The sequence below is a fragment of the Streptomyces tubbatahanensis genome (assembly GCF_022699385.1).
In the GTDB taxonomy this organism is placed as follows: domain Bacteria; phylum Actinomycetota; class Actinomycetes; order Streptomycetales; family Streptomycetaceae; genus Streptomyces; species Streptomyces diacarni.
In genome coordinates, this window is record NZ_CP093846.1 from 1,584,907 (window position 1) to 1,609,437 (window position 24,531).

Annotated in this window: 18 protein-coding genes; 5 read left to right on the forward strand and 13 right to left on the reverse strand. The window is 74.1% G+C overall.

The window, feature by feature from the left end:
• Positions 1 to 235 precede the first annotated feature (235 nt).
• The 4 genes from ald to MMF93_RS06870 all read right to left on the reverse strand — a co-directional run bounded on the left by ald (position 236) and on the right by MMF93_RS06870 (position 6,477).
• Entirely contained in the window at positions 236 to 1,360 is a 1,125-nt protein-coding gene (ald, locus tag MMF93_RS06855) for an alanine dehydrogenase (RefSeq protein WP_242750180.1), read from the reverse strand.
• Positions 1,361 to 1,583: 223 nt separating this feature from the next.
• The gene (locus MMF93_RS06860) at positions 1,584 to 3,923 is read right to left on the reverse strand and encodes a tetratricopeptide repeat protein (protein WP_242750181.1); all 2,340 of its coding nucleotides are present in this window, start codon (positions 3,921 to 3,923) and stop codon (positions 1,584 to 1,586) included.
• A 260-nt stretch (positions 3,924 to 4,183) separates the two neighbouring features.
• Positions 4,184 to 4,822, reverse strand: coding sequence for an NUDIX domain-containing protein (locus MMF93_RS06865; protein ID WP_242750182.1), 639 nt, complete (start codon positions 4,820 to 4,822; stop codon positions 4,184 to 4,186).
• 5 nt (positions 4,823 to 4,827) lie between these two features.
• On the reverse strand, positions 4,828 to 6,477 hold the full coding sequence (locus tag MMF93_RS06870; RefSeq protein ID WP_242750183.1) for a CTP synthase: 1,650 nt from the start codon (positions 6,475 to 6,477) through the stop codon (positions 4,828 to 4,830).
• A 415-nt stretch (positions 6,478 to 6,892) separates the two neighbouring features.
• Here MMF93_RS06870 and MMF93_RS06875 point away from each other — a divergent pair, with 415 nt between their 5' ends.
• The gene (locus MMF93_RS06875; protein WP_242750184.1) at positions 6,893 to 8,725 is read left to right on the forward strand and encodes a glycoside hydrolase family 15 protein; all 1,833 of its coding nucleotides are present in this window, start codon (positions 6,893 to 6,895) and stop codon (positions 8,723 to 8,725) included.
• Between the two features lie 184 nt (positions 8,726 to 8,909).
• Here MMF93_RS06875 and MMF93_RS06880 read toward each other — a convergent pair whose 3' ends face one another.
• The 8 genes from MMF93_RS06880 to MMF93_RS06915 all read right to left on the reverse strand — a co-directional run bounded on the left by MMF93_RS06880 (position 8,910) and on the right by MMF93_RS06915 (position 17,908).
• The gene (locus MMF93_RS06880) at positions 8,910 to 10,148 is read right to left on the reverse strand and encodes a glycosyltransferase family 4 protein (RefSeq protein WP_242750185.1); all 1,239 of its coding nucleotides are present in this window, start codon (positions 10,146 to 10,148) and stop codon (positions 8,910 to 8,912) included.
• A 333-nt stretch (positions 10,149 to 10,481) separates the two neighbouring features.
• A complete protein-coding gene (gene recN, locus MMF93_RS06885) occupies positions 10,482 to 12,224 on the reverse strand; it encodes a DNA repair protein RecN (RefSeq protein WP_242750186.1) in 1,743 nt (580 codons plus the stop codon).
• Positions 12,225 to 12,559: 335 nt separating this feature from the next.
• On the reverse strand, positions 12,560 to 13,570 hold the full coding sequence (locus MMF93_RS06890; protein ID WP_242750187.1) for an NAD kinase: 1,011 nt from the start codon (positions 13,568 to 13,570) through the stop codon (positions 12,560 to 12,562).
• Positions 13,567 to 14,373 carry a TlyA family RNA methyltransferase gene (locus tag MMF93_RS06895; protein WP_242750188.1) on the reverse strand — a complete coding sequence of 269 codons (807 nt, stop codon included), beginning with the start codon at positions 14,371 to 14,373 and terminating at the stop codon, positions 13,567 to 13,569. Before MMF93_RS06895 ends, MMF93_RS06890 begins: the two co-directional genes overlap by 4 nt.
• A gap of 3 nt (positions 14,374 to 14,376) precedes the next feature.
• Positions 14,377 to 14,766 (reverse strand): hypothetical protein, encoded by a 390-nt coding sequence (locus MMF93_RS06900; protein ID WP_242750189.1) that lies wholly within the window; start codon positions 14,764 to 14,766, stop codon positions 14,377 to 14,379.
• A gap of 42 nt (positions 14,767 to 14,808) precedes the next feature.
• Positions 14,809 to 15,657: an ABC transporter ATP-binding protein gene (locus tag MMF93_RS06905; RefSeq protein ID WP_242750190.1), complete on the reverse strand. Its 849-nt coding sequence runs from the start codon at positions 15,655 to 15,657 to the stop codon at positions 14,809 to 14,811.
• 146 nt (positions 15,658 to 15,803) lie between these two features.
• Entirely contained in the window at positions 15,804 to 16,835 is a 1,032-nt protein-coding gene (locus MMF93_RS06910) for a FecCD family ABC transporter permease (RefSeq protein WP_242750191.1), read from the reverse strand.
• On the reverse strand, positions 16,832 to 17,908 hold the full coding sequence (locus tag MMF93_RS06915; protein ID WP_423835368.1) for a FecCD family ABC transporter permease: 1,077 nt from the start codon (positions 17,906 to 17,908) through the stop codon (positions 16,832 to 16,834). The genes MMF93_RS06910 and MMF93_RS06915 overlap by 4 nt, the downstream gene beginning before the upstream one ends.
• A gap of 166 nt (positions 17,909 to 18,074) precedes the next feature.
• Here MMF93_RS06915 and MMF93_RS06920 point away from each other — a divergent pair, with 166 nt between their 5' ends.
• The gene (locus tag MMF93_RS06920; protein ID WP_242757328.1) at positions 18,075 to 19,103 is read left to right on the forward strand and encodes an ABC transporter substrate-binding protein; all 1,029 of its coding nucleotides are present in this window, start codon (positions 18,075 to 18,077) and stop codon (positions 19,101 to 19,103) included.
• Positions 19,104 to 19,219: 116 nt separating this feature from the next.
• Complete coding sequence (locus MMF93_RS06925) at positions 19,220 to 20,107, forward strand: siderophore-interacting protein (protein WP_242750192.1); 888 nt, start codon at positions 19,220 to 19,222, stop codon at positions 20,105 to 20,107.
• 105 nt (positions 20,108 to 20,212) lie between these two features.
• Here the strand turns inward: MMF93_RS06925 and MMF93_RS06930 are convergent, their stop codons facing one another.
• Complete coding sequence (locus tag MMF93_RS06930) at positions 20,213 to 21,274, reverse strand: HAD hydrolase-like protein (RefSeq protein WP_242750193.1); 1,062 nt, start codon at positions 21,272 to 21,274, stop codon at positions 20,213 to 20,215.
• Positions 21,275 to 21,455: 181 nt separating this feature from the next.
• Between MMF93_RS06930 and MMF93_RS06935 the strand changes: the two genes are divergently transcribed.
• Positions 21,456 to 22,772, forward strand: a complete 1,317-nt coding sequence (locus MMF93_RS06935; RefSeq protein ID WP_242750194.1) for a DUF1015 family protein — start codon at positions 21,456 to 21,458, stop codon at positions 22,770 to 22,772.
• Between the two features lie 208 nt (positions 22,773 to 22,980).
• The gene (locus MMF93_RS06940; RefSeq protein WP_242750195.1) at positions 22,981 to 24,501 is read left to right on the forward strand and encodes a pyridoxal phosphate-dependent decarboxylase family protein; all 1,521 of its coding nucleotides are present in this window, start codon (positions 22,981 to 22,983) and stop codon (positions 24,499 to 24,501) included.
• The last annotated feature ends 30 nt before the right edge of the window (positions 24,502 to 24,531 follow it).

The following is a 24,531-nucleotide window of genomic DNA, read 5'->3' on the forward strand; positions in this document are numbered from 1 at the left end:
GGGTGACACCGGGGCCGATTCGCCGGTGGGCAAATCGGTGAGACAGTTACTTTTGCGGCGAATTGGCGTTGCCGTACGGGCGCATGACGACGTCACCGTCCGGACCGTGGCGCCACGGTCCGGACGGTGACGTGATGTTGCCGACGTTGACCTGAGGGGTTGACCCGGCCGCGTCGCGGCCCGGCATCCGATGGGGCCCTCCCCCGCCGGGTTCCGTGCTCGCCGGGCGCGCGCCTCAGCCGAGCAGGGACGCGGTGTCGCGCACCGGCAGGCCGTGCGCCTCGCCGACGGAGCCGTAAGTGACCTCGCCGTCGTGCGTGTTGAGGCCCTTGGCGAGCGCCGGGTCGCGGCGCAGCGCCTCGCGCCAGCCGCGGCCCGCGACCTCCACGATGTAGGGCAGCGTCGCGTTGGTCAGCGCGTGCGTGGAGGTGTTCGGCACCGCGCCGGGCATGTTGGCGACGCAGTAGAAGACCGAGTCGTGCACCGGGAAGATCGGCTCGGCGTGCGTGGTCGGCGTCGAGTCCTCGAAGCAGCCGCCCTGGTCGATCGCGATGTCGACAAGAACACTTCCGGGCTTCATGCGGGACACCAGGTCGTTGGTGACCAGCTTCGGGGCCTTGGCGCCGGGGATGAGAACGGCGCCGACGACCAGGTCGGCCTCCAGCACGGCGCGCTCCAACTCGAAGGCGTTGGAGGCGATGGTGCGCACCCGGGTGCCGAAGATCCTGTCGGCCTCGCGGAGCTTGTTGACGTCCTTGTCGAGCAGCGTGACGTGGAAGCCCAGGCCGACGGCGATCTGGGTGGCGTTCCAGCCGGAGACGCCGCCGCCGATGACGACCGCGCGCCCCGGGTCGACCCCTGGCACGCCGCCGGGCAGTACGCCGCGGCCGCCCGCCGAGGCCATCAGGTGGTAGGCGCCGACCTGCGGGGCGATGCGCCCGGCCACCTCGGACATCGGGGCGAGCAGCGGCAGGGTGCGGTTCGGCAGCTCGACCGTCTCGTAGGCGATGGCCGTGGTGCCCGCCTCAAGCAGCGCGTCCGTGCACTCCCGGGAAGCGGCCAGGTGCAGGTAGGTGAAGAGCGTCTGGTCCTTGCGGAGCCTGTGGTACTCCTCGGCGACCGGCTCCTTGACCTTGAGCAGCAGGTCGGCGGTGGCCCACACCTCGTCGGCGGTGTCCAGGACGGCGGCGCCTGCCGCGGCGTACTCACCGTCGGGGATGGAGGAGCCCGCTCCGGCGTTCTTCTCGACGAACACCTGGTGGCCGTTCCGGACCAGTTCCATCACCCCGGCCGGGGTGATGGCGACGCGGAACTCGTTGTTCTTGACCTCGCGGGGGATACCGACCTTCACGTCGATCACGGTCCTTCACTCAGGGTGCAGAAGGCAGGAGAGACGCCGGGTCGCGCATGTTCGAAGACACCCGGGGGGACCGCGGCTCGACCAGTCTAATTAAGGAGGCTGAGCTGTCTAGCCTTACAAACGGTCGATCTTTTTCATTATCGCTATACGTTTCGCAGGTTGCGGGGTGTCCGGCCCGAGCCCTCGCGCACCCGGAGGGCGCTCAGTGACCCCCCTCACAGCCCTACGCGCCCCCCGCACCCGGTCCGGCCGGCCCCCGCTCGCCCTCCGCCGCGGCCACCCGCGCTCCACCGCCGTCCCCGCACGCCTCCCCGGCCGCCGCGCCGTCGGAGCGAGGCGGCGGCAACGTGCCCAGCAGCCGCTCCGCCGCCGCGCGGTGCCGCCGGGCCGCACCCGGGTGGCAGGACCGCTCGCACACCCCGGCCGCGCGCAGCTCCAGCGCCCCCTCCAGCCGGCCGTCTCCCGCACCGCGCGCCGCCGCCAGCGCCTGGTCGCACGAGCGCAGCGCCTCGTGCGGGCGCCCCGCGCACTCCTGGACACGGGCAACCTCCGCCAGCGCGCGCGCCTGCGCCGCCGGCTCGCGGAGCCTGCGGAACGCCGCAGCCGAGGCACGCCAGGCACGCAGTGCCTCGTCCCAGTGCTCCGCGTAGGTGTGGACCGCGCCGATCCGGCCGTGGAGCCGTGCCGCGGCCTCGCGGTCGGCGCGCTCGCCCCGGGTCAGCCGCAGCGCGAGCGCCCTGCCGTACCAGTCGGCGGCCCGCTCCCAGTCCTCCAGCTCGGCGTAGCAGCCGGCCAGCGACTCCATGGCCCGGCCCGCCGCCCACTCGTCCTCGCCCTCGCGCGCGGCGTCCAGGGCCGCGCGGTAGCGCACCAGCGCGTCCTCGAAGCGGTCCGTGTCCGCGTCGAGATCCCCCAGGTTGAGCAGCGCCGCCGCCCGCTCCCGGTGCCTGCCGCCCCGCTCGGCCACCCGCAGCACCAACTCGTGCAGCCGGTAGAGCTCCGGCGCGGCCTCCTCGGGGTCCCGGTGCGCGTCGAAGGCACGGGCCAGCGCGGAGACCAGCCGCCGGGCCAGCGTGTCCAGCTCGCCACCGCCCTCCGCGACGGCCATCCGCGCCGCGGCGAGCAGCGCGGGACGCCGTGCCTGGAGCCAGGAACGGGCCTCGGCGCGGTGAGCGAAGCGCAAGCCCCGCTCCGTCCCCGCCATCCGTGCGCGCCCCGGCGAACCGGCGGGCTCGCACACCGCACGGCAGGCCTGGAGCTGCCGTACCAGCCGCTCCAGCATGCGGGCCCGCGCCAGCATCGCCTCGGCGGGGCGCTCGTGCACCGCGAGTTCGGCGCGCAGCAGCGGATCCAGGCAGCCCGGCACCTGGTAGCGGTCCCCGCCCAGCGCGCGCAGCAGTCCGAGCCGTACGAACTCATCCAGTGCCAGGCACGCCGTGCTCACCGAGCAGCCGCCGAGCGAGGACGCGGTCTGCGGATCCACGCATCCGGCCGGCGCGAGCGCCAGCAGCCGCAACAGCCGCGCTGAGGACCGCGGCAGTGAGCCGTGCACCAGCTGGAAAGCCCGTACGAGCGGTTCGGGGGTTCCCCGCGCCGTCGTCCGTTCGGCGCCGGTCGCCTCCCCGGCCGCCGACGGGCCGCGGGACCCGGCGGCCTCCTCCGGCTCCGTGCCGGGGCCGGCCGGGGACTGCGCGGCGGCAGGCGCCCCGTCCGTCTCCCGGCCTTCGAAGCCGCCGTCCTGTGGCTCGGCCTCCTCGGTCCCGGCGGCCGTCTCGGAGAGGGCCTGCGCGGCCTGTAGCACGGAGAGCATGGGGCGGGAGGCCAGCCAGCCGCCCATCAGCGTCAGCGCCGCGGGCAGGTCGCCGCACCGCTCGGCGAGCGTCTCCGCGCTGCGCGGGTCCACCGTGAAGCGGGGCGAGGAGCCCGCGTACCGGGCCAGCAGTGCCACGGAAGCGGCCCGCTCCAGGCCCCCCAGGGTGCAGGGCCGTACGTCGGGTACGTCGGTCAGCGGGCCGGTCGCGACGGCGACGACGAGACAGTCGCGGCTGGCCGGGACCAGGTCGAGGAGCTGCTCGGAGTCCGCCACGTCGTCCAGCAGCAGCACGGTGGCGCCCCGGCGGGTGAGGGCGGCACGGAAGGCCTCGGCGACGGCGGCCTCGTCGGCACCGGGCGCGGGCGCCGCCTCCTGGCGCGGCCGGGAAGCGTCCTGCCCGGGCGTGCCGGTCCCGGGCGTACCGGTCCCGGCCATCGCCGCCAGCAGGTCGCGGGCGGTGCGTTCGGTCGGCACGGGGGCGCCGCCCGGATCGGTGAGGCGGGCCCGCAGCACTCCGCCCGGGTAACGGTCGGCGACCCGCCGCACGAACTCCTCCGCCAGGGCGGTACGGCCGGCTCCCGGCGCACCGGCGATCAGCAGGATGCGGCAGTGCGGCGGGGGCTGCCCGGACAGCGTGTGCAGCCCGACGCGCTCGATGTCCTGGCACAGTGCGCTCAGTTCGCGGCCGCGGCCCGTGAACGGGTGGGGGCTCGGCCCCGTCGCTGCGGGCTCCACCGCCTGGTCTGTCACGGGCTACGCTCCCGTTCGCTGTTCACCTGGTGTGCGCGAGACGAATCACTGGCGAGCGTAGTTCACCGCCTGCCGCGAACCGGGGCCGACAACCGCCCCTGCCACCTCGAAAATCACCACACCGGCTCACGGCCGCCCTCCTTCGCGGCAGGAGAGCAACGGGGAGCCCCTGCGCCTGCCGGACCGCGAGAGGCGGGCGCGCGGCCCCCGAGGGGGCTCCCACACGGGCGGGGCCCCCTCGCGGCGGACGGCGCGTCGGGTTACCGCGCCTCGAACGGCCGGGCCGGCCACGGCGCCTGCGCCGCGCGCAGCGCCCCGGGGCCGCCCCCGCTCGCCAGCGCGGCGCTCAGCGCCAGGCACCCCACCACGAGGCAGTTGTTGTGCAGCTCACCGGCGAGAGCGCCGCGCACCAGCTCTTCCAGCGGAACGCGCGCGACCTCCATGTCGGCCTCCTCCTCGGAGACCTCGAAGCGCTCGCCCTCGACGTCGGACAGCTGACGGGCGAGGAAGACGCGCACGGCCTCGTCGCTGCCGCCCGGGGTGGTGTAGACGTCGACGAGGACCCGCCAGTCCTCGGCCTTCGTGTGCGCCTCCTCGTACAGCTCGCGCTCCGCGGCGGCGAGCGGGTTCTCGCCGGGTACGTCGAGGAGCCCGGCGGGGATCTCCCACAGCTTCTCGCGCACGGGGTGCCGGTACTGGTTGACGACCAGGACGCGGTCCTGCTCGTCGAGGGCGAGGATGGCGACGGACCCGGGGTGGGTCTGGTAGTCGCGGCCGACGACGGAGCCGTCGGGCATGACGACCTGGTCGGTGCGCACACCGGTCTTGTTGCCCTGGAACGGGGTGGAGGTCGCGGTGACCTCCCACTCCTCGGGCGTGTCGGAGATGCGGGTGGCCATGGTGCTCACTCTCCCTGCTGACGCGCGACGGCGGCCTTGACCAGCCCGGCGAACAGCGGGTGCGGGCGGGTGGGGCGGGAACGCAGCTCCGGGTGGGCCTGGGTGGCCACCAGGTAGGGGTGGACCTCGCGCGGGTACTCGACGTACTCGACCAGCTTGTTGTCGGGCGAGGTGCCGGAGAAGACGAGCCCGGCCTTCTTCTCCAGCTCGGTGCGGTAGTGGTTGTTGACCTCGTACCTGTGGCGGTGGCGCTCCTCGACGTAGGCCTCGTCGTCGTAGGCCTCGCGTACGAGGGAGCCCTCGGCGAGCTTGGCCGGGTACATGCCGAGCCGCATGGTGCCGCCCATGTCGCCCTCACCGGCGACGATGTCGAGCTGCTCCTCCATGGTGGAGATGACCGGGTGCGCGGTGGACCGGTCGAACTCGGTGGAGTTGGCGTCGGTGATGCCGGCCAGGTTGCGGGCGCCCTCGATGACGATGCACTGGAGCCCCAGGCACAGGCCGAGGAGGGGGACGCGGTTCTCGCGGGCGTAGGTGATGGCGCCGACCTTGCCGTCCACACCGCGCTCGCCGAAGCCGCCGGGGATGCACACGGCGTCGCAGTCGCCGAGCTGGCGCCTGGCGCCCTCGGGGGTGCGGCAGTCGTCGGAGGTGACCCATTTGATCTTGACACGGGCCCGGTTGGCGAAGCCGCCCGCGCGCAGCGCCTCGGTGACCGACAGGTAGGCGTCGGGCAGGTCGATGTACTTGCCGACCAGCGCCACGGTGACCTCGTGGTCGGGCTCGTGGACGCGGCGCAGCAGGTCCTCCCACTGGGTCCAGTCCACGTCGCGGAAGGGCAGGTCGAGCTTGCGCACGACGTAGGCGTCCAGGCCCTCGGAGTGGATGACCTTGGGGATGTCGTAGATGGAGCGGGCGTCCTTGCAGGCGACGACGGCCGCGTCGTCCACGTCGCACATCAGCCCGATCTTCCGCTTGATGGAGACGGGCACGTCGCGGTCGGCCCGCAGCACGATCGCGTCGGGCTGGATACCGATGTTGCGCAGCGCGGCGACGGAGTGCTGGGTGGGCTTGGTCTTCAGCTCGCCCGAGGGGCCAATGTAGGGCAGCAGCGAGATGTGCACGACGAAGACGTTGTCGCGGCCCACCTCGTGGCGGACCTGGCGGACGGCCTCCAGGAACGGCAGCGACTCGATGTCGCCGACGGTGCCGCCGACCTCGGTGATGACGACGTCCACGTCGTCAGTGGCCATGCGGCGGATGCGGCTCTTGATCTCGTTGGTGATGTGCGGGATCACCTGCACGGTGTCCCCCAGGTACTCGCCGCGCCGCTCCTTGGCGATGACCGTGGAGTAGACCTGGCCCGTGGTGACGTTGGCGGTGCCGTCGAGGTCGACGTCGAGGAACCGCTCGTAGTGGCCGATGTCCAGGTCGGTCTCGGCGCCGTCGTTGGTGACGAACACCTCACCGTGCTGGAAGGGGTTCATCGTGCCCGGGTCGACGTTCAGGTAGGGGTCGAGCTTTTGCATGGTGACCCGCAGACCCCGGGCCTTGAGCAGGGCGCCCAGGCTGGAGGCGGTGAGCCCCTTGCCGAGCGAGGAGGCGACCCCCCCGGTGACGAAGAGGTGCTTGGTCGTCATGGACGAAGGCGGCATGGCCAAGAGGGGGCTCCCGTGGTCGCTTGGTGGGGTGCGGAGGCTGCATCCTGGAGGGGTGTCCGGGTGGGGCCTCGCTGCGGTTCGGGGGGCTGGCGTCTCGAACAGATCGCGTTCGCGGCCCACCGCTCCACGGGCTACCAGCGTAACAGTGCCGCGGGTCCCGTGCCGCTGCCGAGGTCGGCGGCGCCGCCGGGGAAGCCGTCACACGCCCCCCAGGGTGACGGTGGAGTCGCAGCAGGTGAACGCGGACCGAAGGTCACCCCATCGGCGCAGCCGGACTCAGCCGACCGTCGGGCGGAAGGGATCCCAGCGTCGTATCCTGCACGGACACTTGCCAAGGACAGGCAGAAACACACAGGTCAACCAGCACGTCCCACGGGGGCGTCGCCGTTCGTTTTTCGTTCGACTGGAGATGCACGTGGCTGGGCGCATCGAGGATTACGCACTCATCGGGGATATGCAGACAGCTGCCCTTGTGGGCAGAGACGGAGCGGTGGACTGGCTGTGTCTGCCCCGCTTCGACTCCCATGCCGTCTTCGCGGGCCTCCTCGGCACCGAGGAGCACGGATTGTGGCGGGTGGGCCCGGCCCACCCCGCGGGCGGCGACCCGCCACGGGCCGACCGCCGCCGCTACCGGGGGGACTCACTCGTACTGGAGTCGGAATGGGACACCCCCAGGGGGACGGTCCGCATCATCGATTTCATGCCTCCGCGTGAGGACCACGCGCCGCAGCTGGTGCGGATCGTGGAGGGCGTCAGCGGCCGGGTGCGGATGCGCTCGTCGCTGCGGATGCGGTTCTCCTACGGCTGGGTCGTGCCGTGGGTGCACAAGCAGGGGCAGCGCACGGCCGCGGTCGCCGGGCCCGACTCGGTGTGGCTGGACACCGAGGTCGACAGCTACGGCAAGGACCTGACGACCTACTCCGACTTCACCGTCGGCCCCGGCGACCGGGTGGCGCTGACGATCAGCTGGGAGGCGTCGCACCGCGAGCCGCCGCCGCTCCCCGAGCCGGAGGAGGCGCTGCGCACCACCGAGGAGTTCTGGCGCGACTGGGTCGAGACGTGCACCTACCACGGGCCCTACCGGGAGGCCGTGGTCCGTTCGCTGATCACGCTGAAGGCGCTCACCTACGCGCCGACCGGTGGGATCGTCGCCGCACCGACCACGTCGCTGCCCGAGGCGATCGGCGGAGAGCGCAACTGGGACTACCGCTTCACCTGGCTGCGCGACGCGGCCATCACCCTCTCCTCCCTGCTGCGCACCGGATACCGCGAGGAGGCGCGGGCCTGGCGCGAATGGCTGCTGCGCGCGGTGGCGGGCGACCCGGAGAACCTCCAGATCATGTACGGCATCGCGGGCGAACGCGAGCTGTCCGAGGCCGAGTTGACCTGGCTGCCGGGCTACGAGAACTCGCAGCCGGTACGCGTCGGCAACGGCGCGGCGGGCCAGCTCCAGCTGGACGTCTACGGCGAGGTCGTCGAGGCCCTGCACCTGGGCCACATGACGGGGCTGGCCCGCAACGACTACGCGCAGCTCCTCCAGCTGAAGCTCATCGGCTATCTGGAGGACCACTGGGACGAGCCCGACGAGGGCATCTGGGAGGTGCGCGGTCCGCGCCGGCACTTCGTCCACTCGAAGGTGATGGCCTGGGTGGCCGTCGACCGCACGGTCAAGATGATCGAGGCGGGCGACGTGGACGGCCCGGTCGAGCGCTGGCGCAACCTGCGCGACGAGATCCACCGCGAGGTGTGCGAGAAGGGCTACGACAAGGAACGCAACACGTTCACGCAGTCCTACGGCTCCCGGGAGCTGGACGCCTCGCTGCTGCTGATCCCGCAGATGGGCTTCCTGCCGCCGGACGACAAGCGGGTGATCGGCACCATCGAGGCCATCCAGCGGGAGCTGTCGACCGAGGACGGTTTCGTGCTGCGCTACCCGACCAGCGCGGAGGCGGGGCCCGACGGCGAGCCGTGCGAGAACCTGGACGGGCTCGCGGGCGAGGAGGGAGCCTTCCTGGCCTGCTCGTTCTGGCTCGCCGACGACCTGGCGATGATCGGCCGGGTCGACGAGGCACGGAAGCTGTTCGAGAAGCTGCTGGCCCTGCGCAACGACGTGGGCCTGCTGGCGGAGGAGTGGGACTCGGGCAACCAGCGGCAGGTGGGCAACTTCCCGCAGGCCTTCAGCCATGTCCCGCTGATCGACACGGCCCTGCGGCTGACCGCCTCGGGGGCCTACGGGGTCTGAGACGTCGGGGCCTTGGATCCACAGGTCCGGGGCCCGGCGGAAGAGCGAAGTGCGAGCGCCCGGCGCCCACAGGCGTACCGGGCGCACTGCTGTGTCCGCGGGGGCCGCGGCCCCCGCCGGAGCGTTCCGCTGCGCGGCGGCCTTCCGGTGCGCGGCGGCGTTCCGTGCGCGGCGGCGTTCCGGGTCAGTGTCCGGCCGCCGCCTCGGTGAGTTCGTCGTAGAGGCTGAGGACCTGGGCCGCGGCATCGTCCTCGGTGGGCCACGTACGGGCACGGGCGCGGCCCGCCCTGGACAGCTCCGCGCGGCGGCCCTGATCGGTCAGCAGGGTCAGCACGGCGGCCGCCAGCGAGTCGGCGTCGCCCCAGGGCACCAGCACGGCGGCGTCCGAGACGAGTTCGGGGACGCCGCCGCCGTCAGCCGCCACCAGCGGCACGCCGGAGCGCAGGGCTTCCTGGGCGACCAGCGAGCGGCCCTGGCAGCGGCCCGGCACCAGCGCCACGTCGGCGCCCGCCAGCAGCCGCAGCGCGTCGTCGCGCCGGCCCAGCAGCCGGGCGGGCAGCGCCTCGCGGTCGATGCGGCGCTGCAGCGCGGCCCGCTGCGGCCCCTCCCCCGCCAGGGCGAGCAGCGGCGGCGGATCGAGCCCGCGCCAGGCGCGCGAGGCGGTCAGCGCCGTCTCGTGCCCGCTCCGCCCGTCCAGGCGCCCGACGGCCATGACCAGCGGCCGGTCGAGCGCGCCGATGCCCGCACGCACCTTGTGGAGCAGCGCCTCCGCGCCGTCCGCCCCGTCGTCGGCCGAGCCGTCGGGCGAGCCTGCGCGCGGTCCCTCGAAGGGGATGGGCGCCGGGGCCAGCCGCACGTCGCGAGCGCCGCTGCGGCGCGCCGCGTCGACCAGCGCCGTGGTGGCGCCGAGCACGACGGTCGCCGCGCGGGCGACACGCCGGGCCAGCAGCCTGACCACCAGCTCGCGGGCGGCGTCGGCGCGGGTGGGACGGTCGGGCCCGGGGCCGGGACCCGGCGGGGCGTGCCAGCTGACGACGAGGGGGGTGTACCGGCGCCCCGACCCGAGCGCGAGGGCGGCCAGCAGCCCGGCGTGCGGCCCGTGTGCGTGCACGAGGTCGGCGTCCTGGCACACGGCGCGCAGCGAGACGGCCGTCTCGGCTTCCGTGCGGCCTCGCAGCACCCGCACGTCCGCTCCGGTTCCGGTGAAGGCGTGCCGCAGCGTGGGGTCGTGCCGGGAGCAGACGGTGATCCGTGCGCCGCGGGCGGTCAACCCCTGGGCGAGGGAGCGGGCGTAGGCCGTCGTGTCCGCCGAGGGGCTGCCGTCGCCGTCCGGGCCTTCGGCGCCGCCCAGCAGGTGCACGGCGTGCGTCGGCCGCGCGCCGACCGGTGACCGGCGCGGGGCGGGGGTGCGGCTCGGGCTCACGGCAGGCGGGCTTTCTCCGGTGGCGGGTGGGGAGGCCTGCCCAGGATGCCAGGTAACGCCTGCCGGGCACGCCGCGGCGGGGTCGTGGCCGGCCCCGGTCGGCGCCACAGCACGGCGGCACTCGGCCACTCTCACTCACACGGGCGACGGCGCGCATGCCGCGCCGCGCGCCGGTGCCCGGCTTCGATGCGCCACCCGCTCGCGCCGCCGCACGCCCTCCTCGGGCCTCCGGCTCGGCGCCCAGCCGACCGGGGTCGGCCCGGCCGACCCGGGCCGACCCGCTGCGCCACCGCTGTGCTCCCTCGCGGGCGGCGCCCAGGGCCGGGACCGGGCTCAGCCTCCCGCGCGGGCCGCTTCCAGCAGCTCCTCGGCGTGCGCGCGGGCGAGTTCGGAGTCCTCCTGGCCGGCGAGCATGCGGGAGAGTTCGCGGATCCTGTCCTCACCCTCCATCGCCCGCACGCCGCTGCGGGTCACAGAACCGTCGTCGGTCTTGTGCACCACCAGGTGCCGGTCGGCGAACGCGGCGACCTGGGGCAGGTGCGTGACGACCACCACCTGGGCCGACCTGGCCAGCCGCGCGAGCCTGCGGCCCACCTCCACGGCCGCCTTGCCGCCGACGCCCGCGTCCACCTCGTCGAACAGATAGGTCGGTACGGGGTCGGAGTCGGCGAAGACGACCTCGACCGCGAGCATCACCCGGGACAGCTCGCCGCCCGAGGCGCCCTTGGCGACGGGCCGGGGCGGAGCGCCCGGGTGCGGCGCGAGCAGCAGTTCGACCTCGTCGGTGCCGTGCGGGCCGAACGCCAGGGTGCGCCCCCCGACGTCGAGCCCGTCGGGGTCCTCGGTGTGCTTGAGGTCGAAGGAGACCCGCGCGTGCGGCATCGCCAGCTCGGCCAGTTCCTCCGTGACGGCGTCGGCGAACCGCTTGGCGGCGTCCGTACGGGCCTCGGTGAGCGTACGGGCGAGCTCGGCGAGTTCGGTGCGCAGCGCGTCGCGCTCGGCGCCCAGCTCGCCGATCCGGTCGTCGTCCCCCTCCAGTTCGGCCAGCCGCTCGGCGCTCTGCCCGGCCCACTCCAGGACGGCCGTGAGGTCCTCGCCGTACTTGCGGGTGAGCTGCGCCAGGACCGCGCGGCGCTCCTCGACGGCGGCCAGCCGCAGCGGGTCGGCGTCCAGGTCGTCGGCGTAACCGGCCAGTTCGCCCGCGATGTCGGAGAGCAGGATGTGCACCTCGCCCAGCCGGTCGGCGAGCGTGGCGAGCGCCGGATCGTGGGCCCTTACCGCCTCCAGCGCGCGGTGGGCCCCCGCCACGAGGGTGGCGGCCTCCACGCCCTCGGGGTCGGCGGGGTCCCCCGCCAGGGCACCGTGCGCGGTGGTGGCGGCGGAGGCCAGAGCCTCGGCGTGCCCGAGCCGTTCGGCCTCGGCCGCCAGGTCGGTGTCCTCACCCGGCTGCGGCTCGGCGGCCTCGATCTCCTGGATGCCGAAGCGCAGCAGGTCGGCCTCCTGGGCGCGCTCGCGGGCGCGGGTGGTCAGCTCGGTCAGCTCGGCGGCGACGGTGCGCAGTCTGCGATAGGCGTCGCGGTAGGCGGTCAGCGGCCCGGCCACGGCCGCTCCCGCGTAGCGGTCGAGCGCCTCGCGCTGCCGGGCGGCGCGCAGCAGGCCCTGCTGGTCGGTCTGGCCGTGCACGGCCACCAGGTCGTCGCTCAGCTCCGCCAGCAGCCCGACCGGCACCGAGCGCCCGCCCACGTGCGCGCGCGAGCGGCCCTCGGCCGAGATGGTGCGGCTGACCAGCAGGGCGCCCTCGTCCAGCTCGGCGCCGGCCTCCTCGGCGCGGCGGGCGGCCGACGCCTCAGGCCGCACGGCGATCCGTCCCTCGACGACGGCCGACTTGGCACCGACCCGCACCAGCGCGGCGTCGGCACGTCCGCCCAGCAGCAGTCCGAGGCTGGTGACGACCATGGTTTTGCCCGCACCGGTCTCACCGGTCACCGCGGTGAAGCCGGGCGACAGCTCGACAACGGCGTCGTCGATTACGCCCAGGGCCTTGATCCGCATCTCCTCCAACACGGATACGACCATACGAGGTTCCGCCACGGTGGCCACACCTGTGGTCCGGGTGGTAGCCGGATCGGGGGGCCGTGAGCCGGGCCCTGACCGCCGCGGAAGGGTCTTGCCCACGGTCCGGGACGCCCGCTTTTCCGCACGTACGTACGACGGTCACCCCTGCGTGTTCGGGCGGCTTTGCCCGGTTCCCTCCCTGCGGCGGGCCGGCCCACGGGCCGCACGGCGACACCGCGTGATGACGGCGGCGGGTGTGCCGACCCTCACCGCGAGCGGCCCACGACGAGCGGAGCGCCGCCCCGGCGCGGCCGCGTCCCGGAGGGGCGCGGGGAGCTGCTCCCCCCTGGGGGCACCTAGCGGGGCGCTCCGCGCCAGCCGGTGACCGGAAGGGCGAACTTGGCCACGAGACGGTCCGTGAACGAGGCGTGATGCAGCCGGGCCAGCCGCACAGGGACGGCGCCGCGCCGCACCTCCACCCGCGCGCCGGAGGGCAGCTCGACGCTGCGCCGCCCGTCGGCCCACAGGACGCCGTGCGGCGTCTGCGGCTGGACCTCGACGGCCAGCACCGAGTCCGGTGCCGTCACCAGCGGCTTGGCGAACAGCGCGTGCGCGCTGATGGGCACCATCAGCAGCGCCTCCACCTCGGGCCACACCACGGGGCCGCCCGCCGAGAAGGCGTAGGCGGTGGAGCCCGTGGGTGTGGCGCACACCACACCGTCCCCGCCGAAGCTGGAGACGGGGCGGCCGTCGACCTCGATGACGACCTCCAGCATCCGCTCGCGGGCCGCCTTCTCCACGGAGACCTCGTTCAGTGCCCAGTCGGCGTGCACGATCTGGCCGCCGCTGCGGCCGCTGGTGCCCAGCCCGCCGTTGCGCACCAGCACGTCGAGCGTCATCCGCTCCTCGACCTCGTAGGCGCGGGAGACGACACGGTCGACGACCTTGTCCAGATCGTCCCGCTCGGCCTCGGCCAGGAAACCGACCCGGCCCAGGTTGACGCCGAGCATGGGGACGCCGGAGGCGCGGGCGAACTCCGCGCCGCGCAGCAGCGTCCCGTCACCGCCGAGCACCACGAGCAGTTCGCAGCCCTCGGCGGCGTCCGGCTTGGCGGTGACCGTCTCGACCGGGTCGGGCAGCGGCAGGTCGGCGGCCTCGTCCGCCAGCACGCGGACGCCGATACCGCAGCGCAGCAGGCCCTGGACAACCAGTTCGGCGCTGCGCACGGCGGCGGGCCTGCCGGTGTGGGCGAGGAGGAAGACCGTACGGTCGCCGTCGGGGTGCGCGGGGACCGCACCGGCGGTGCCGGGCGCCGTGGAGCACGGGGTGGGCGGTGTGGATCGCGTCGCTCGGCTGTCCTCGGTCACTTGGGCCCCTCCGCCACCGCTCGGTCGACCGCCGCCGGGTCGAGGTCGTCGGCCCCGGCGCGCAGCCACAGAAAGTATTCGACGTTTCCCGAAGGCCCGGGGAGCGGGCTCGAGGTGACACCCAGCGCGCCCAGACCCAGGGCCGCCGCGTGTCCGGCGACCGTCCGCACGGCCTCGGCACGCAGCTGCGGGCTGCGCACGACTCCGCCGCTGCCCAGCCTTTCCCTGCCCACTTCGAACTGCGGTTTCACCATCAGCACCAGGTCGGCTTCCGGCGCCGCGCAGCGCACCAGCGCGGGCAGGACGAGACCCAGGGGGATGAACGAGAGGTCCCCCACGACGAGTTCCACCGGCTGGGAGCCGATGTCCTCCAGCGTCAGCTCCCGCACGTTCGTCCGGTCCTTGACGGTGACGCGCTCGTCACGCTGGAGCGACCAGGCCAGCTGTCCGTAGCCGACGTCCACCGCGACGACGTGGCCCGCGCCGGCGCGCAGCAGCACGTCGGTGAAGCCACCGGTCGAGGCGCCGGCGTCCAGCGCCCTGCGGCCCTGAACGCGCAGCCCGCGGGGGACGAACGCCTCCAGCGCACCGGCGAGCTTGTGGCCGCCGCGGGAGACGTAGTCCGGGTCGTTCGCGTCCTCCCTGACGACCAGCGCGGCGCTGGTCTCGACCTGGGTGGCGGCCTTGGCGGCGACGTTGCCGCCGACCGTGACCCGCCCCGCGGCGATCAACTGCCCGGCGTGCTCCCGGGAACGGGCGAGGCTGCGGCGCACCAGCTCCGCGTCGAGTCGGCGTCGTGCCACGGTTCAGCTCCGGGGGGTGTGGGGGCGGTCCAGCGCGGCCAGGGTCTCCCGCAGGCCGCGGTGCACATCTTCGTACACCTCCTGGTGGCCCGACACGGCGAGGTGGTCGGCGTCCTCCAGACGCCTGAGCCGCTCGTCGACGGGGGCGTGCCCCGTGGGGCGCACGCCGATGCCCAGCGGCGTGGGGCCTTCGCCGCTTCCCTCGGCGCTCCCTGTGTCGGCTTCCGGAGCCGGCTCGCCGGGCGGTCCCGCACCGTCCCGGGGCTGGACGGGCTGCTCCGGGACACCGCCCGACGGCCCTCCCGCGCCGGCCTCGGGGCGTCCGCTGCCGTCCCCTGTCCGGTGCTGGTCAAAGGCGTATCCGGGGCCGGTCCCCTGCGCGAACTCGCTCATGCCCCGACGCTACCTTCCGGGTGTGACATCGGGGGCGACGGATCAGCGGCGCGCTGCGGGCACCACCAGCGGGGTGCCGGTCTCCGGGTCGTCGATGACGCGGCAGGGCATGCCGAAGACCTCTTCCACCAGCTGCGCGGTCACCACCTCGCGCGGTGCGCCCTGCGCGACGATCCGGCCTTCCCGCATGGCGATCAGGTGGGTGGCGTAGCGGGCGGCGTGGTTGAGGTCGTGCAGCACGGCGACGAGGGTGCGGCCCTCCTCCTCGTGCAGCCGTGCGCACAGGTCGAGAATCTCGATCTGGTGGGCGATGTCCAGGTAGGTGGTGGGCTCGTCCAGCAGCAGCAGCGGCGTCTGCTGGGCGAGGGCCATGGCGATCCACACGCGCTGCCGCTGCCCGCCGGAGAGCTCGTCCACGAAGCGGTCGCCGAGCCCGTCGACGCCGGTGGCCGCCATCGACTCGGCGACCACGGACTCGTCGTCCCGCGACCACTGGCGCAGCAGTCCCTGGTGCGGGTAGCGGCCGCGGGCGACCAGGTCGCCGACGGTGATGCCGTCGGGCGCGATGGAGGACTGGGGCAACAGGCCCAGGGTGCGGGCGAGCGCCTTGGCCTGCATGCCGGCGATGTCCTCGCCGTCCAGCAGCACCTGTCCGGCGGCGGGCTTGAGCATCCGGGAGAGGGCTCGCAGCAGGGTGGACTTGCCGCAGGCGTTGGGGCCGACGACCACCGTGAAGGACTGGTGGGGCACCGCCACGTCCAGTTCGCTGGCGATGGTGCGCTGGTCGTAGGCGAGAGTGAGGTTGTGGCCCGTGAGCCGGGCAGCCGTGGTGTCCCGCTGCGCGGCGCCGTCGCCGGTGACCCGGTCCTGTGCGTCTGTCGCGGTCGTCATTACCGTGCCCGCCTCCGTCGTGTCCGTTCGTGCGTCGGTGTCCCCAGGGCCGCGCGCGCCCGCGAGCCCGTTCGTGCCCGTGCTGCTGTTCGGGCCCGTACGGCTCCTCGTGCCCGTACGGTCGCGGCTCGTGCCCGTGCGGCCGCTCATATCCGTCCCGCCTTGCGTTCGGTGGCCAGCAGCCACACCAGGTAGCCGCCGCCCACCACGCCGGTGACCACGCCGACCGGCAGCTGATGGTCGCCGAAGGCCCGCTGGGCGACCAGGTCGGCGCAGATCAGCAGGGCCGCGCCCATGCACAGCGAGGGCAGCAGGTTGGGCCCCGGCGACTTGGTGAGCCGCCGGGCGACCTGCGGGGCCACCAGGGCGACGAAGGCGACGGGCCCGGCCGCCGCGGCCGAGAGCGCCACCAGCAGGACCGCCGCGCCGAGCAGCGCCAGCCGGGTGCGCTCGACGCGGACGCCGAGCGCGGCGGCGGCGTCGTCGCCCATCTCCATCATCCGCAGCGCTCGCGCACAGCCGAGCAGTACCAGTGGGACGAGGACGGCCATGCCGAGGGCGAGCGGCAGTACGTCGTCCCAGCCGCGCCCGTCCAGGGTGCCGGTCATCCACAGCACCGCGCGGGAGGCGTCGGTGATGTCGGCGCGGGTGATCAGGTAGCTGTTGACGCCGGTCAGGATGGCGGTCATGCCGACGCCGACGAGGACCAGCCGGAAGCCGTGCAACCCGCCCTTCCAGGCGAGGGCGTAGATCAGCACGCCGGTGACCAGGGCCCCGACGACGGCGCCGCCCGCGAGGAAGGCGCTGCCGCCGCCCGCCAGCACGATGACCACCAGCGCCCCCGCGGACGCCCCGGTGGTGAAGCCGAGGATGTCGGGGCTGCCGAGCGGGTTGCGTACGACGGCCTGGAAGACGGCCCCGCACAGGCCGAGACCCGCGCCGACGAGCAGCGCGGTGACGGTGCGCGGCAGCCGCAGCTCGTTGACGATGAAGGCGTCGGCCGGGTCGCCCTGGCCGATCAGGGTGCGGACCACCTCGTCCGGCGCCATCGGGTACTCGCCGCTGCCGATCGCCAGGACGGCGGCGACCACCGCGAGCACCACGCAGCCGGCGCCGACGAGCAGCGCGCGCGGCCGGTAGCTGACGGACAGGCCGCCGGGGGTGCGTATGACGCTCATGCCTGTGCCACCCTCCGCCTGCGCACGAAGTAGAGGAAGAACGGACCGCCGAGCACGACGGTCACGATGCCGACCTGGAGTTCGCTGGGCCGCCCCAGCACCCGTCCGAGGATGTCGGCTGCCAGCAGCAGCACCGGGGACAGGACGGCGCAGTACGGCAGCATCCAGCGCTGGTCGGGCCCGGTCAGCGCGCGCACCATGTGCGGCACCATCAGCCCGACGAACACGATGGGCCCGCACGCGGCGGTGGCCGCTCCGCACAGCAGGGTGATGGCCACGATGGCGGCGACACGGGTGCGGGTGGGCCGGGAGCCGAGGGCGCGGGCCGCGTCGTCGCCGAGGGCGAGCGCGTTCAGCGGCCGGGCCAGCGCCAGGGCGATCAGCGCGCCGACGACGATGAAGGGCAGCGCCGAGGTGACCGTCGCGTCCTGGGCGCGGGCCAGCGAGCCGACCTGCCAGAACCGCATCCGGTCCAGCGAGGCGGTGTCCATGAGCTGGACGGCGCTCACGTAGGAGACCAGCGCGGCGTTGAGCGCCGTACCCGCGAGCGCGAGCCGGGCCGGGGTGGCGCCGCGGCCGCCGCCGACGGCGTAGACGAGCACCGAGACGGCGGCCGCTCCCAGGAAGGCGAAGCCGATGTAGCCGGTGTAGCCGGCGACCCCGAAGAAGGAGATCGCGGTGACGACGGCGGCGGCGGCGCCCGCGTTGATGCCCAGCAGTCCCGGGTCGGCCAGGGGGTTGCGGGTGAGCGCCTGCATCACGCCGCCCGCCAGGCCGAGCGCGACCCCGGCCAGCAGGCCGAGGAGGGTGCGGGGCAGCCGCATCTCGTGGACGACGGTCCAGCTCGCCGAGCCGCTGTCGACCAGCCCCGACCAGGCGTCGCCCAGGGAGAGCGGGCGGGCGCCGAAGGCGAGGCTGAGCAGCAGGACGACCAGCAGGAGGAGGAGGGAAGCCAGCAGTCCGGCGGCGCGCGCGAGGGGCGCCCGTGCGCGCTCGGGCCGATCCGGTTCGGCGTCCGGCGGCTGACCGGCCGTCGAACCCCCGTACGCCTTCGGGGACTTGGTGAGAGTCACGTACCCGCTCCGGTCGGGGCCGGGAGAAGGGACCGCCCGGCCACTGGACAACAACAACTTTGGTTAGGTTAGCCTAACTGCGAACGCGGTCCCATGGCCGCCCCGCAGTGACGTCCGCGGCATGCCCGCGGTGCGTCCTCAGCAACGCGAGAGAAGGCCCGTGACAATGCCCAGCTCCTCCTCCCTGCCCCACCTTTCGCGCCGCGGCCTGCTGGCCGCGGGTGGCGTCGCCGGTCTCGGGGCGCTGCTGGCCGCCTGCGGCGGCGAGGGATCGGGCTCGGGTTCGGGCGGCGGCTCGAAGGGCGACGGCTGGTCCTTCACCGACGGCCGGGGCAAGAAGGTCGGCCTCGACGCGGTTCCCGAGCGCATCGTGGCCTACGTCGGCACGGCGGCGGCGCTGTGGGACTTCGGCATCCGGGACAAGGTCGTCGGCGTCTTCGGGCCGACCAAGCAGAAGAACGGCGAGCCCGACGTCCTCGCGGGCGACATGGACATCTCCAAGCTGTCGGTCATCGGCAACGCCTTCGGCGAGTTCGACCTGGAGAAGTACGCCAAGACCCGTCCCCAGCTGCTGATCAGCAACATGTACGTCAAGGGCGAGTTCTTCTATGTCCCCGCCGAGAGCAAGGACAAGATCTTCAAGCTGGCGCCGCAGGTGGCCATGAACGCGGCGCACGTGTCGATGGTCGAGGTCATCCAGCAGTTCGGCAAGCTCGCCGAGTCGCTGGGCGCGGACCTGAAGTCGAAGTCCAACGCGGCGGCCAAGACCCGCTTCGAGAAGGCCGCCGAGCGGCTGCGCAAGGCCGCCAAGAGCGGTATCCGCGTGATGGCGGCCGCCGGCGCCGCCGACCTGTTCTACGTCTCGCACCCGGACGCCAACTCCGACCTGACGTACTTCAAGGAGCTCGGCGTCGACCTCGTCACCCCCAAAAAGCTCAACGAGCAGGGCTTCTTCGAGGAGCTGAGCTGGGAGAACGCCGACAAGTACGACGCCGACCTGATCATCCTGGACAACCGCACCCAGTCCCTCCAGCCCAAGGCGCTCACCTCGAAGCCGTCCTGGAACGACCTTCCCGCCGTCAAGGCCGGGCAGGTCGCGCAGTGGGCGGCCGAGCCCCGCTTCTCCTACGCGGGCGCCGCGCCGCTGCTGGAGGACCTCGCGGAGGCGATCGAGAAGGCCAAGAAGCTCCGTTGACCGACCGCCGGTGGCCCCGCGACGGAACGGGGCCACGGGCACACCGCTGAGCGGCGGCCGACAGGCCGCCGGCACGTCCTTCGACCCGCACACCCCTCACGGGAGGAGCAGACACGATGAGCCAGGTCTCCCAGGCGCGGCCCGCGCCCGCCGCCGCACCGTTCCAGTTCTTCGACCTGCACGTCGTACGGACCCGGGCGCTGGGCCCGACCATGCTGCGGATCACCTTCGGCGGCGAGGGTCTTGACCGCTTCGCCTCCGGCGGGCGGGACCAGCGCTTCAAACTGTTCCTGCCGCAGCCGGGCCAGACCGCGCCGGTGGTGCCCACCGAGGCGGGAGAGGCCTGGTTCCCGGCCTGGCGCGCGATGGACGAGAACATCCGCGGCATCATGCGCAGCTACACGGTGCGGGCGCTGCGGCGGGGCAGCGAGTACGGCGCGGCCGACGAGCTCGACGTCGACTTCGCGCTGCACGGCGAGATCGGCCCCGCCTCCCGCTGGGCGCTGCGCGCCGCGCCCGGTGACCGGGTCACGCTGCTCGGTCCCGTCGTCGAGGACAACGGCGGCGTCGACTTCCGGCCGCCCGCCGGCACCGACTGGGTGCTGCTGAGCGGCGACGAGACGGCGCTGCCCGCACTCGGCGCCATCCTGGAGTGGCTGCCGGCCGGGATGCCCGTGCGGGTGTTCGCCGAGGTGCCGCACCTCCAGGACGTCCAGGACCTGCCGACCGTCTCCAACGCGCGGATCACCTGGCTGGTGCGCGACGAGGCGGCCGGCGCCTCGCGGGCCGACCGGATGGTGGAGTCGGTCCGCTCCGCGCAGCTGCCCGAAGGGACGCCGTACGCCTGGCTCGCGGGCGAGTCCGGCACCGTCAAGACGCTGCGGCGCCACCTGGTGCGCGAGCGCGGGTTCGACCGCAGGGCCGTGAAGTTCACCGGCTACTGGCGGCTGGGCGCGAGCGAGGAGCAGCTGGTGGCCGAGGCGCTGGCGGCCACCGCCGCCTGATCTTCCCCCCGGGGGGGGCGACCGCGGCCGCCCCCCGCCCCCCCGCGGCTCCTTCCGCACGGGACGGTCGCGGCCCGTCCCCGGGCCCCTGCCGCCCCGTGCGGCTCACAGCTCCAGCCGGGCCAGGGGCTCGTCCGCGTCGAGGCGGCACGTCGCGTCGCCGGCCGCCGACCAGGCGGCCGCGCACAGCGCGCGCAGGCCGTCCTCGGGCGCTCCCTCACCCTCCAGCCGCAGCCGGCTCGCCTCGGCGTGCGCGCTCCAGCCGCCGCAGGTGAAACCCGCGCCGGCGTCGCCGCTCACCGCGGGATGCGGCTCCAGCAGGCCGCGCAGATCGCGGGCCACGTAGGTGGGGCGGTGCACGGGCCCCGCGGCCAGCAGCGCTGCCGCGTCGGTGACCCCGGTGAGGACGAGCAGCGAGTCCACGCGCCCCGCGCGAGCCCCCTCGATGTCGGTGTCGAGCCGGTCGCCGACGACCAGGGGCCGCCGCGCGCCGGTACGGATGATGGACTCCCGGTGCATCGGGGGCAGCGGCTTGCCCGCGACCTGCGGCTCGGGCGGGTGCCGCATCCAGCGGGTGGCGAGCCGTACGACCTCCACGGCCGAGCCGTTGCCCGGGGCGATGCCGCGCCCGCTGGGGATGGTCAGATCGGTGTTGGAGGCGAACCACGGCACGCCGCGCTGCACCGCCAGCGCGGCCTCCACCAGCCGCCCCCACTCCATGCCGGGCCCGCCGTAGCCCTGCGCCACGGCGGCGGGCTCCTCGTCGGCCGACTCGACGACGGTCAGGCCGCGCTCCCGGAGCGCCACCCGCAGCCCCTCGGCGCCGACGGCGAGCACGCGCGCGCCCTCGGGCAGCTGTTCGGCGACGAGCCGGGCGACCGCCTGGGCCGAGGTGACGATCTCGTCAGGTCCCGCTGCCACGCCCAGCTCGGTCAGGTGCGTGGCGACGGTCTGCGGGGTGCGGGCCGCGTTGTTGGTGACGTAGGCGAGGCGCACGCCGCTCTCCCGCGCTGCGGCCAGGGAATCGACGGCGTGCGGCAGCGCCTCGCCCCCGGCGTAGACCACTCCGTCCAGGTCGAGCAGTGCGGTGTCGTAGCACTCGTGCAGCGGGCGCTCGCTGGGCTGCGGACGGGTCGCGGCCGCTTGAGCTGAGGGGCTGGCGTGCATGGGGGCTCGCTTTCTCGTGGTACTCCGGGCGCCTTCGCCGCGTGGCCGGGAGGCGCCGGCGCCGGGCGCGCACGGCGCCGGCGCCGTCTGGAATCCTCCCCCACGTCCCACCGGGCCCCGCCACCGCGCGCCCCCTGTGCCCCGCTCCCGGCCCCACCTGGCACCGTCATACGATGCACGGATGACCGCCCGAGGCCTTCGACTCGCTCCGTTCCGGGGACTGCGCTACGCGCCGGAGAAGGTCAGCAGCCTCGCTGCCGTGACCTCCCCGCCGTACGACGTGGTGGTCAGGCCTGACGGGCTGCGGCAGCTGGAGACGGCCGACCCGTACAACATCGTGCGGCTCATCCTCCCCCAGGCCGCTGACCCCGAGGTGCGGCACCGCCAGGCGGCCGAGACGCTGCGCCGCTGGCAGGCCGACGGCGTACTGGTCCACGATCCGCTTCCCGCGCTGTACGTGTACGAGCAGCGCGAGGGCGAGCTGTTGCAGCGCGGTCTCATCGGGGCGCTGCGGCTCACCCCGCCCGAGGACGGCATCGTGCTGCCCCACGAGGACGTCATAGCGGAGGTCGTCGCCGACCGTGCCGCGCTGATGCGCCAGATGGCGGCCAACCCCGAGCCGCTGCTGCTCTCCTACCGGGGCAGCGGCTCGAGGACGGGTGCCACGGCCGTCATCGAGCGGGCGACGCGGCGCCCGCCGCTGGTGGCGACGACGACCGAGGACGGCTTCTCGCACCGGCTGTGGGCGGTCACGGACCCGGCCGAGCTCGCCGCGGTCGACGCCGACCTGTCCGTGCGGCGTGCGCTGATCGCGGACGGCCACCACCGCTGGGCGACGTATCTGCGGCTGCGCGAGGAGCAGGGGCAGCGGGCCGCGTCCTCCCCCGCCGCGCCCTCCCCCTGGGACCACGGCCTGGTGCTGCTGGTCGATACGGCGCGCTATCCGCTCCAGGTGCGGGCCATCCACCGGGTGCTGCCCAGGCTGCCGCTGGAGAAGGCGCTCGACCTGCTCTCCCGCGCGGGGGAGGAGTTCGGGCAGCGGGGTGCCTTCCGGGTGCGCCGGCTCCGGGTGCCGCAGGCGGAGGCGCTGCGCGCGCTGGACGAGACGGCAGGCAACGCCTTCCTGCTGAGCGCGGGTGACGGCTTCTTCCACCTGCTCGACAGGCCGGCTCCCGAGCTGCTGGAGCGGACGGTTCCGGCGGGGCGGCCGGCGGCGTGGCGGGAGCTGGACGCGACGGTTTTGCACGCGACGCTGCTGGACGCCGTCTGGCAGGTCCCGGACTCCCCGGCGGACATCGGTTACCTGCACCACACCGAGGCCGCGCTCAGCCAGGCTGCGGCGCGGGGCGGCACGGCCGTGCTGATGCGGCCTGTCGTCGAGGAGAGGGTGCGGGCGCTGGCCGAGCAGGGCGTCACGATGCCGCGTAAGTCCACTTCGTTCGGCCCGAAACCGGCCACCGGACTCGTGCTGCGCACTCTGGCCGACGCACCGCACTGACCAGCACGGCCGCCTCGGCCACCGGCTGCCGCGGCGTCCCACACCCTCTCCCCCATACGGGCATTGCCGCGCAATTCCGCCCTGCCCGAGCGGTGCGCGGCTGACCGAGGAGTCCCCCTTGCACGCCGACTGACCGGCCCGGTTAGGCTAGCCTTACCTGACCGCGCGAGCCGCGCGGTGTGCCACGTCCGTGTCAGGAGGACACTTCATGAGCAGCAGGTCCCACCTGCTCAACGACAGGACAGCGGAGCACTACAGGCGCTCCCTGCACGACGGTGTCGAGCGCGTCGCCGCGAAACTCGCCGGCGCCGGACAACCCTTCACCGGCGTCACCCCGGCGGAGCTCGCCCCCACCGTCTCCGCCGTCGATCTGGAGCAACCCCTGGGCACGGCCCGCGAGGCGCTGGACGAGCTGGAGCGGGTGTACCTGCGCGACGCCGTCTACTTCCACCACCCCCGCTACCTCGCGCACCTCAACTGCCCCGTGGTGATACCCGCGGTCCTCGGCGAAGCGGTCATCTCCGCGGTCAACTCCTCGCTGGACACCTGGGACCAGAGCGCGGGCGGCACCCTGATCGAGCGCCGCCTCGTCGAGTGGACGGCGCAGCGCATCGGCTTCGGGCGGGCCGCGGACGGCATCTTCACCAGCGGCGGCTCCCAGTCCAACCTCCAGGCGCTGCTGCTGGCCCGCGAGGAGACCTGCCGGCTGGTGCGCAAGAACTCCGAGACGTCGCCGAGCACCCCGCAGATCCTGCCGCAGCTGCGCATCCTCACCTCCGAGTGCAGCCACTTCAGCATCGAGAAGTCGGCGGTCCTGCTCGGCCTGGGCCCCGAGGCCGTCATCCCGGTCGCCTGCGACGAGCGGCGCCGGATGCGCGCGGACGCGCTCGCGGAGCAACTGGCACGCTGCGAGAGCGCGGGCCAGACGGTGATGGCCGTCGTCGCCACGGCGGGCACCACCGACTTCGGCAGCATCGACCCGCTGCCAGACGTCGCCGACCTGTGCGCGGCGGCGGGCGTCTGGCTGCACGTGGACGCCGCCTACGGCTGCGGGCTGCTCGCCTCACGGCGCCGCCGCGCGCTGCTGACGGGCATCGAGCGCGCCGACTCGGTGACGGTCGACTACCACAAGTCGTTCTTCCAGCCGGTCTCCTCCAGCGCCGTCCTGGTCAGGGACAAGGACACCCTGCGCCACGTCACCTACCACGCCGACTACCTCAACCCCACCCACAGCGTCGAGAAGGGCCTGCCCAACCAGGTCGACAAATCGATCCAGACGACGCGCCGCTTCGACGCGCTCAAGCTGTGGATGACCCTGCGCGTCATGGGCGCCGACGCCGTGGGCGAACTCTTCGACGAGGTGGTCGACCGCGCCGCGGACGCCTGGAAACTGCTCGACGCCGACGACAGGTTCGAGGTCGTCGTCACCCCCGAGCTGTCCACCCTCGTCTTCCGCTACGTCCCCGCGGGCGACCCGGACGGGGCCGGCACCGACCAGGCCCTCACCGACCAGGCCAACCTGCACGCGCGCGACGCCCTGTTCGCCTCGGGCGAGGCCCTCGTCGCCGGCACCGTGGTCGACGGCCGCCACCACCTCAAGTTCACTCTGCTCAACCCCGAGACCTCACTGGCCGACATCGCCACCGTCCTCGACCTGATCGCCGGCCACGCCGGACGGTACCTCGAGGCCCACGGCCACGCCCCCGCCCTCAGCGCCGCCCAGGCCTGACCCCCACGACCTCCCCACACCCCGGAGCCC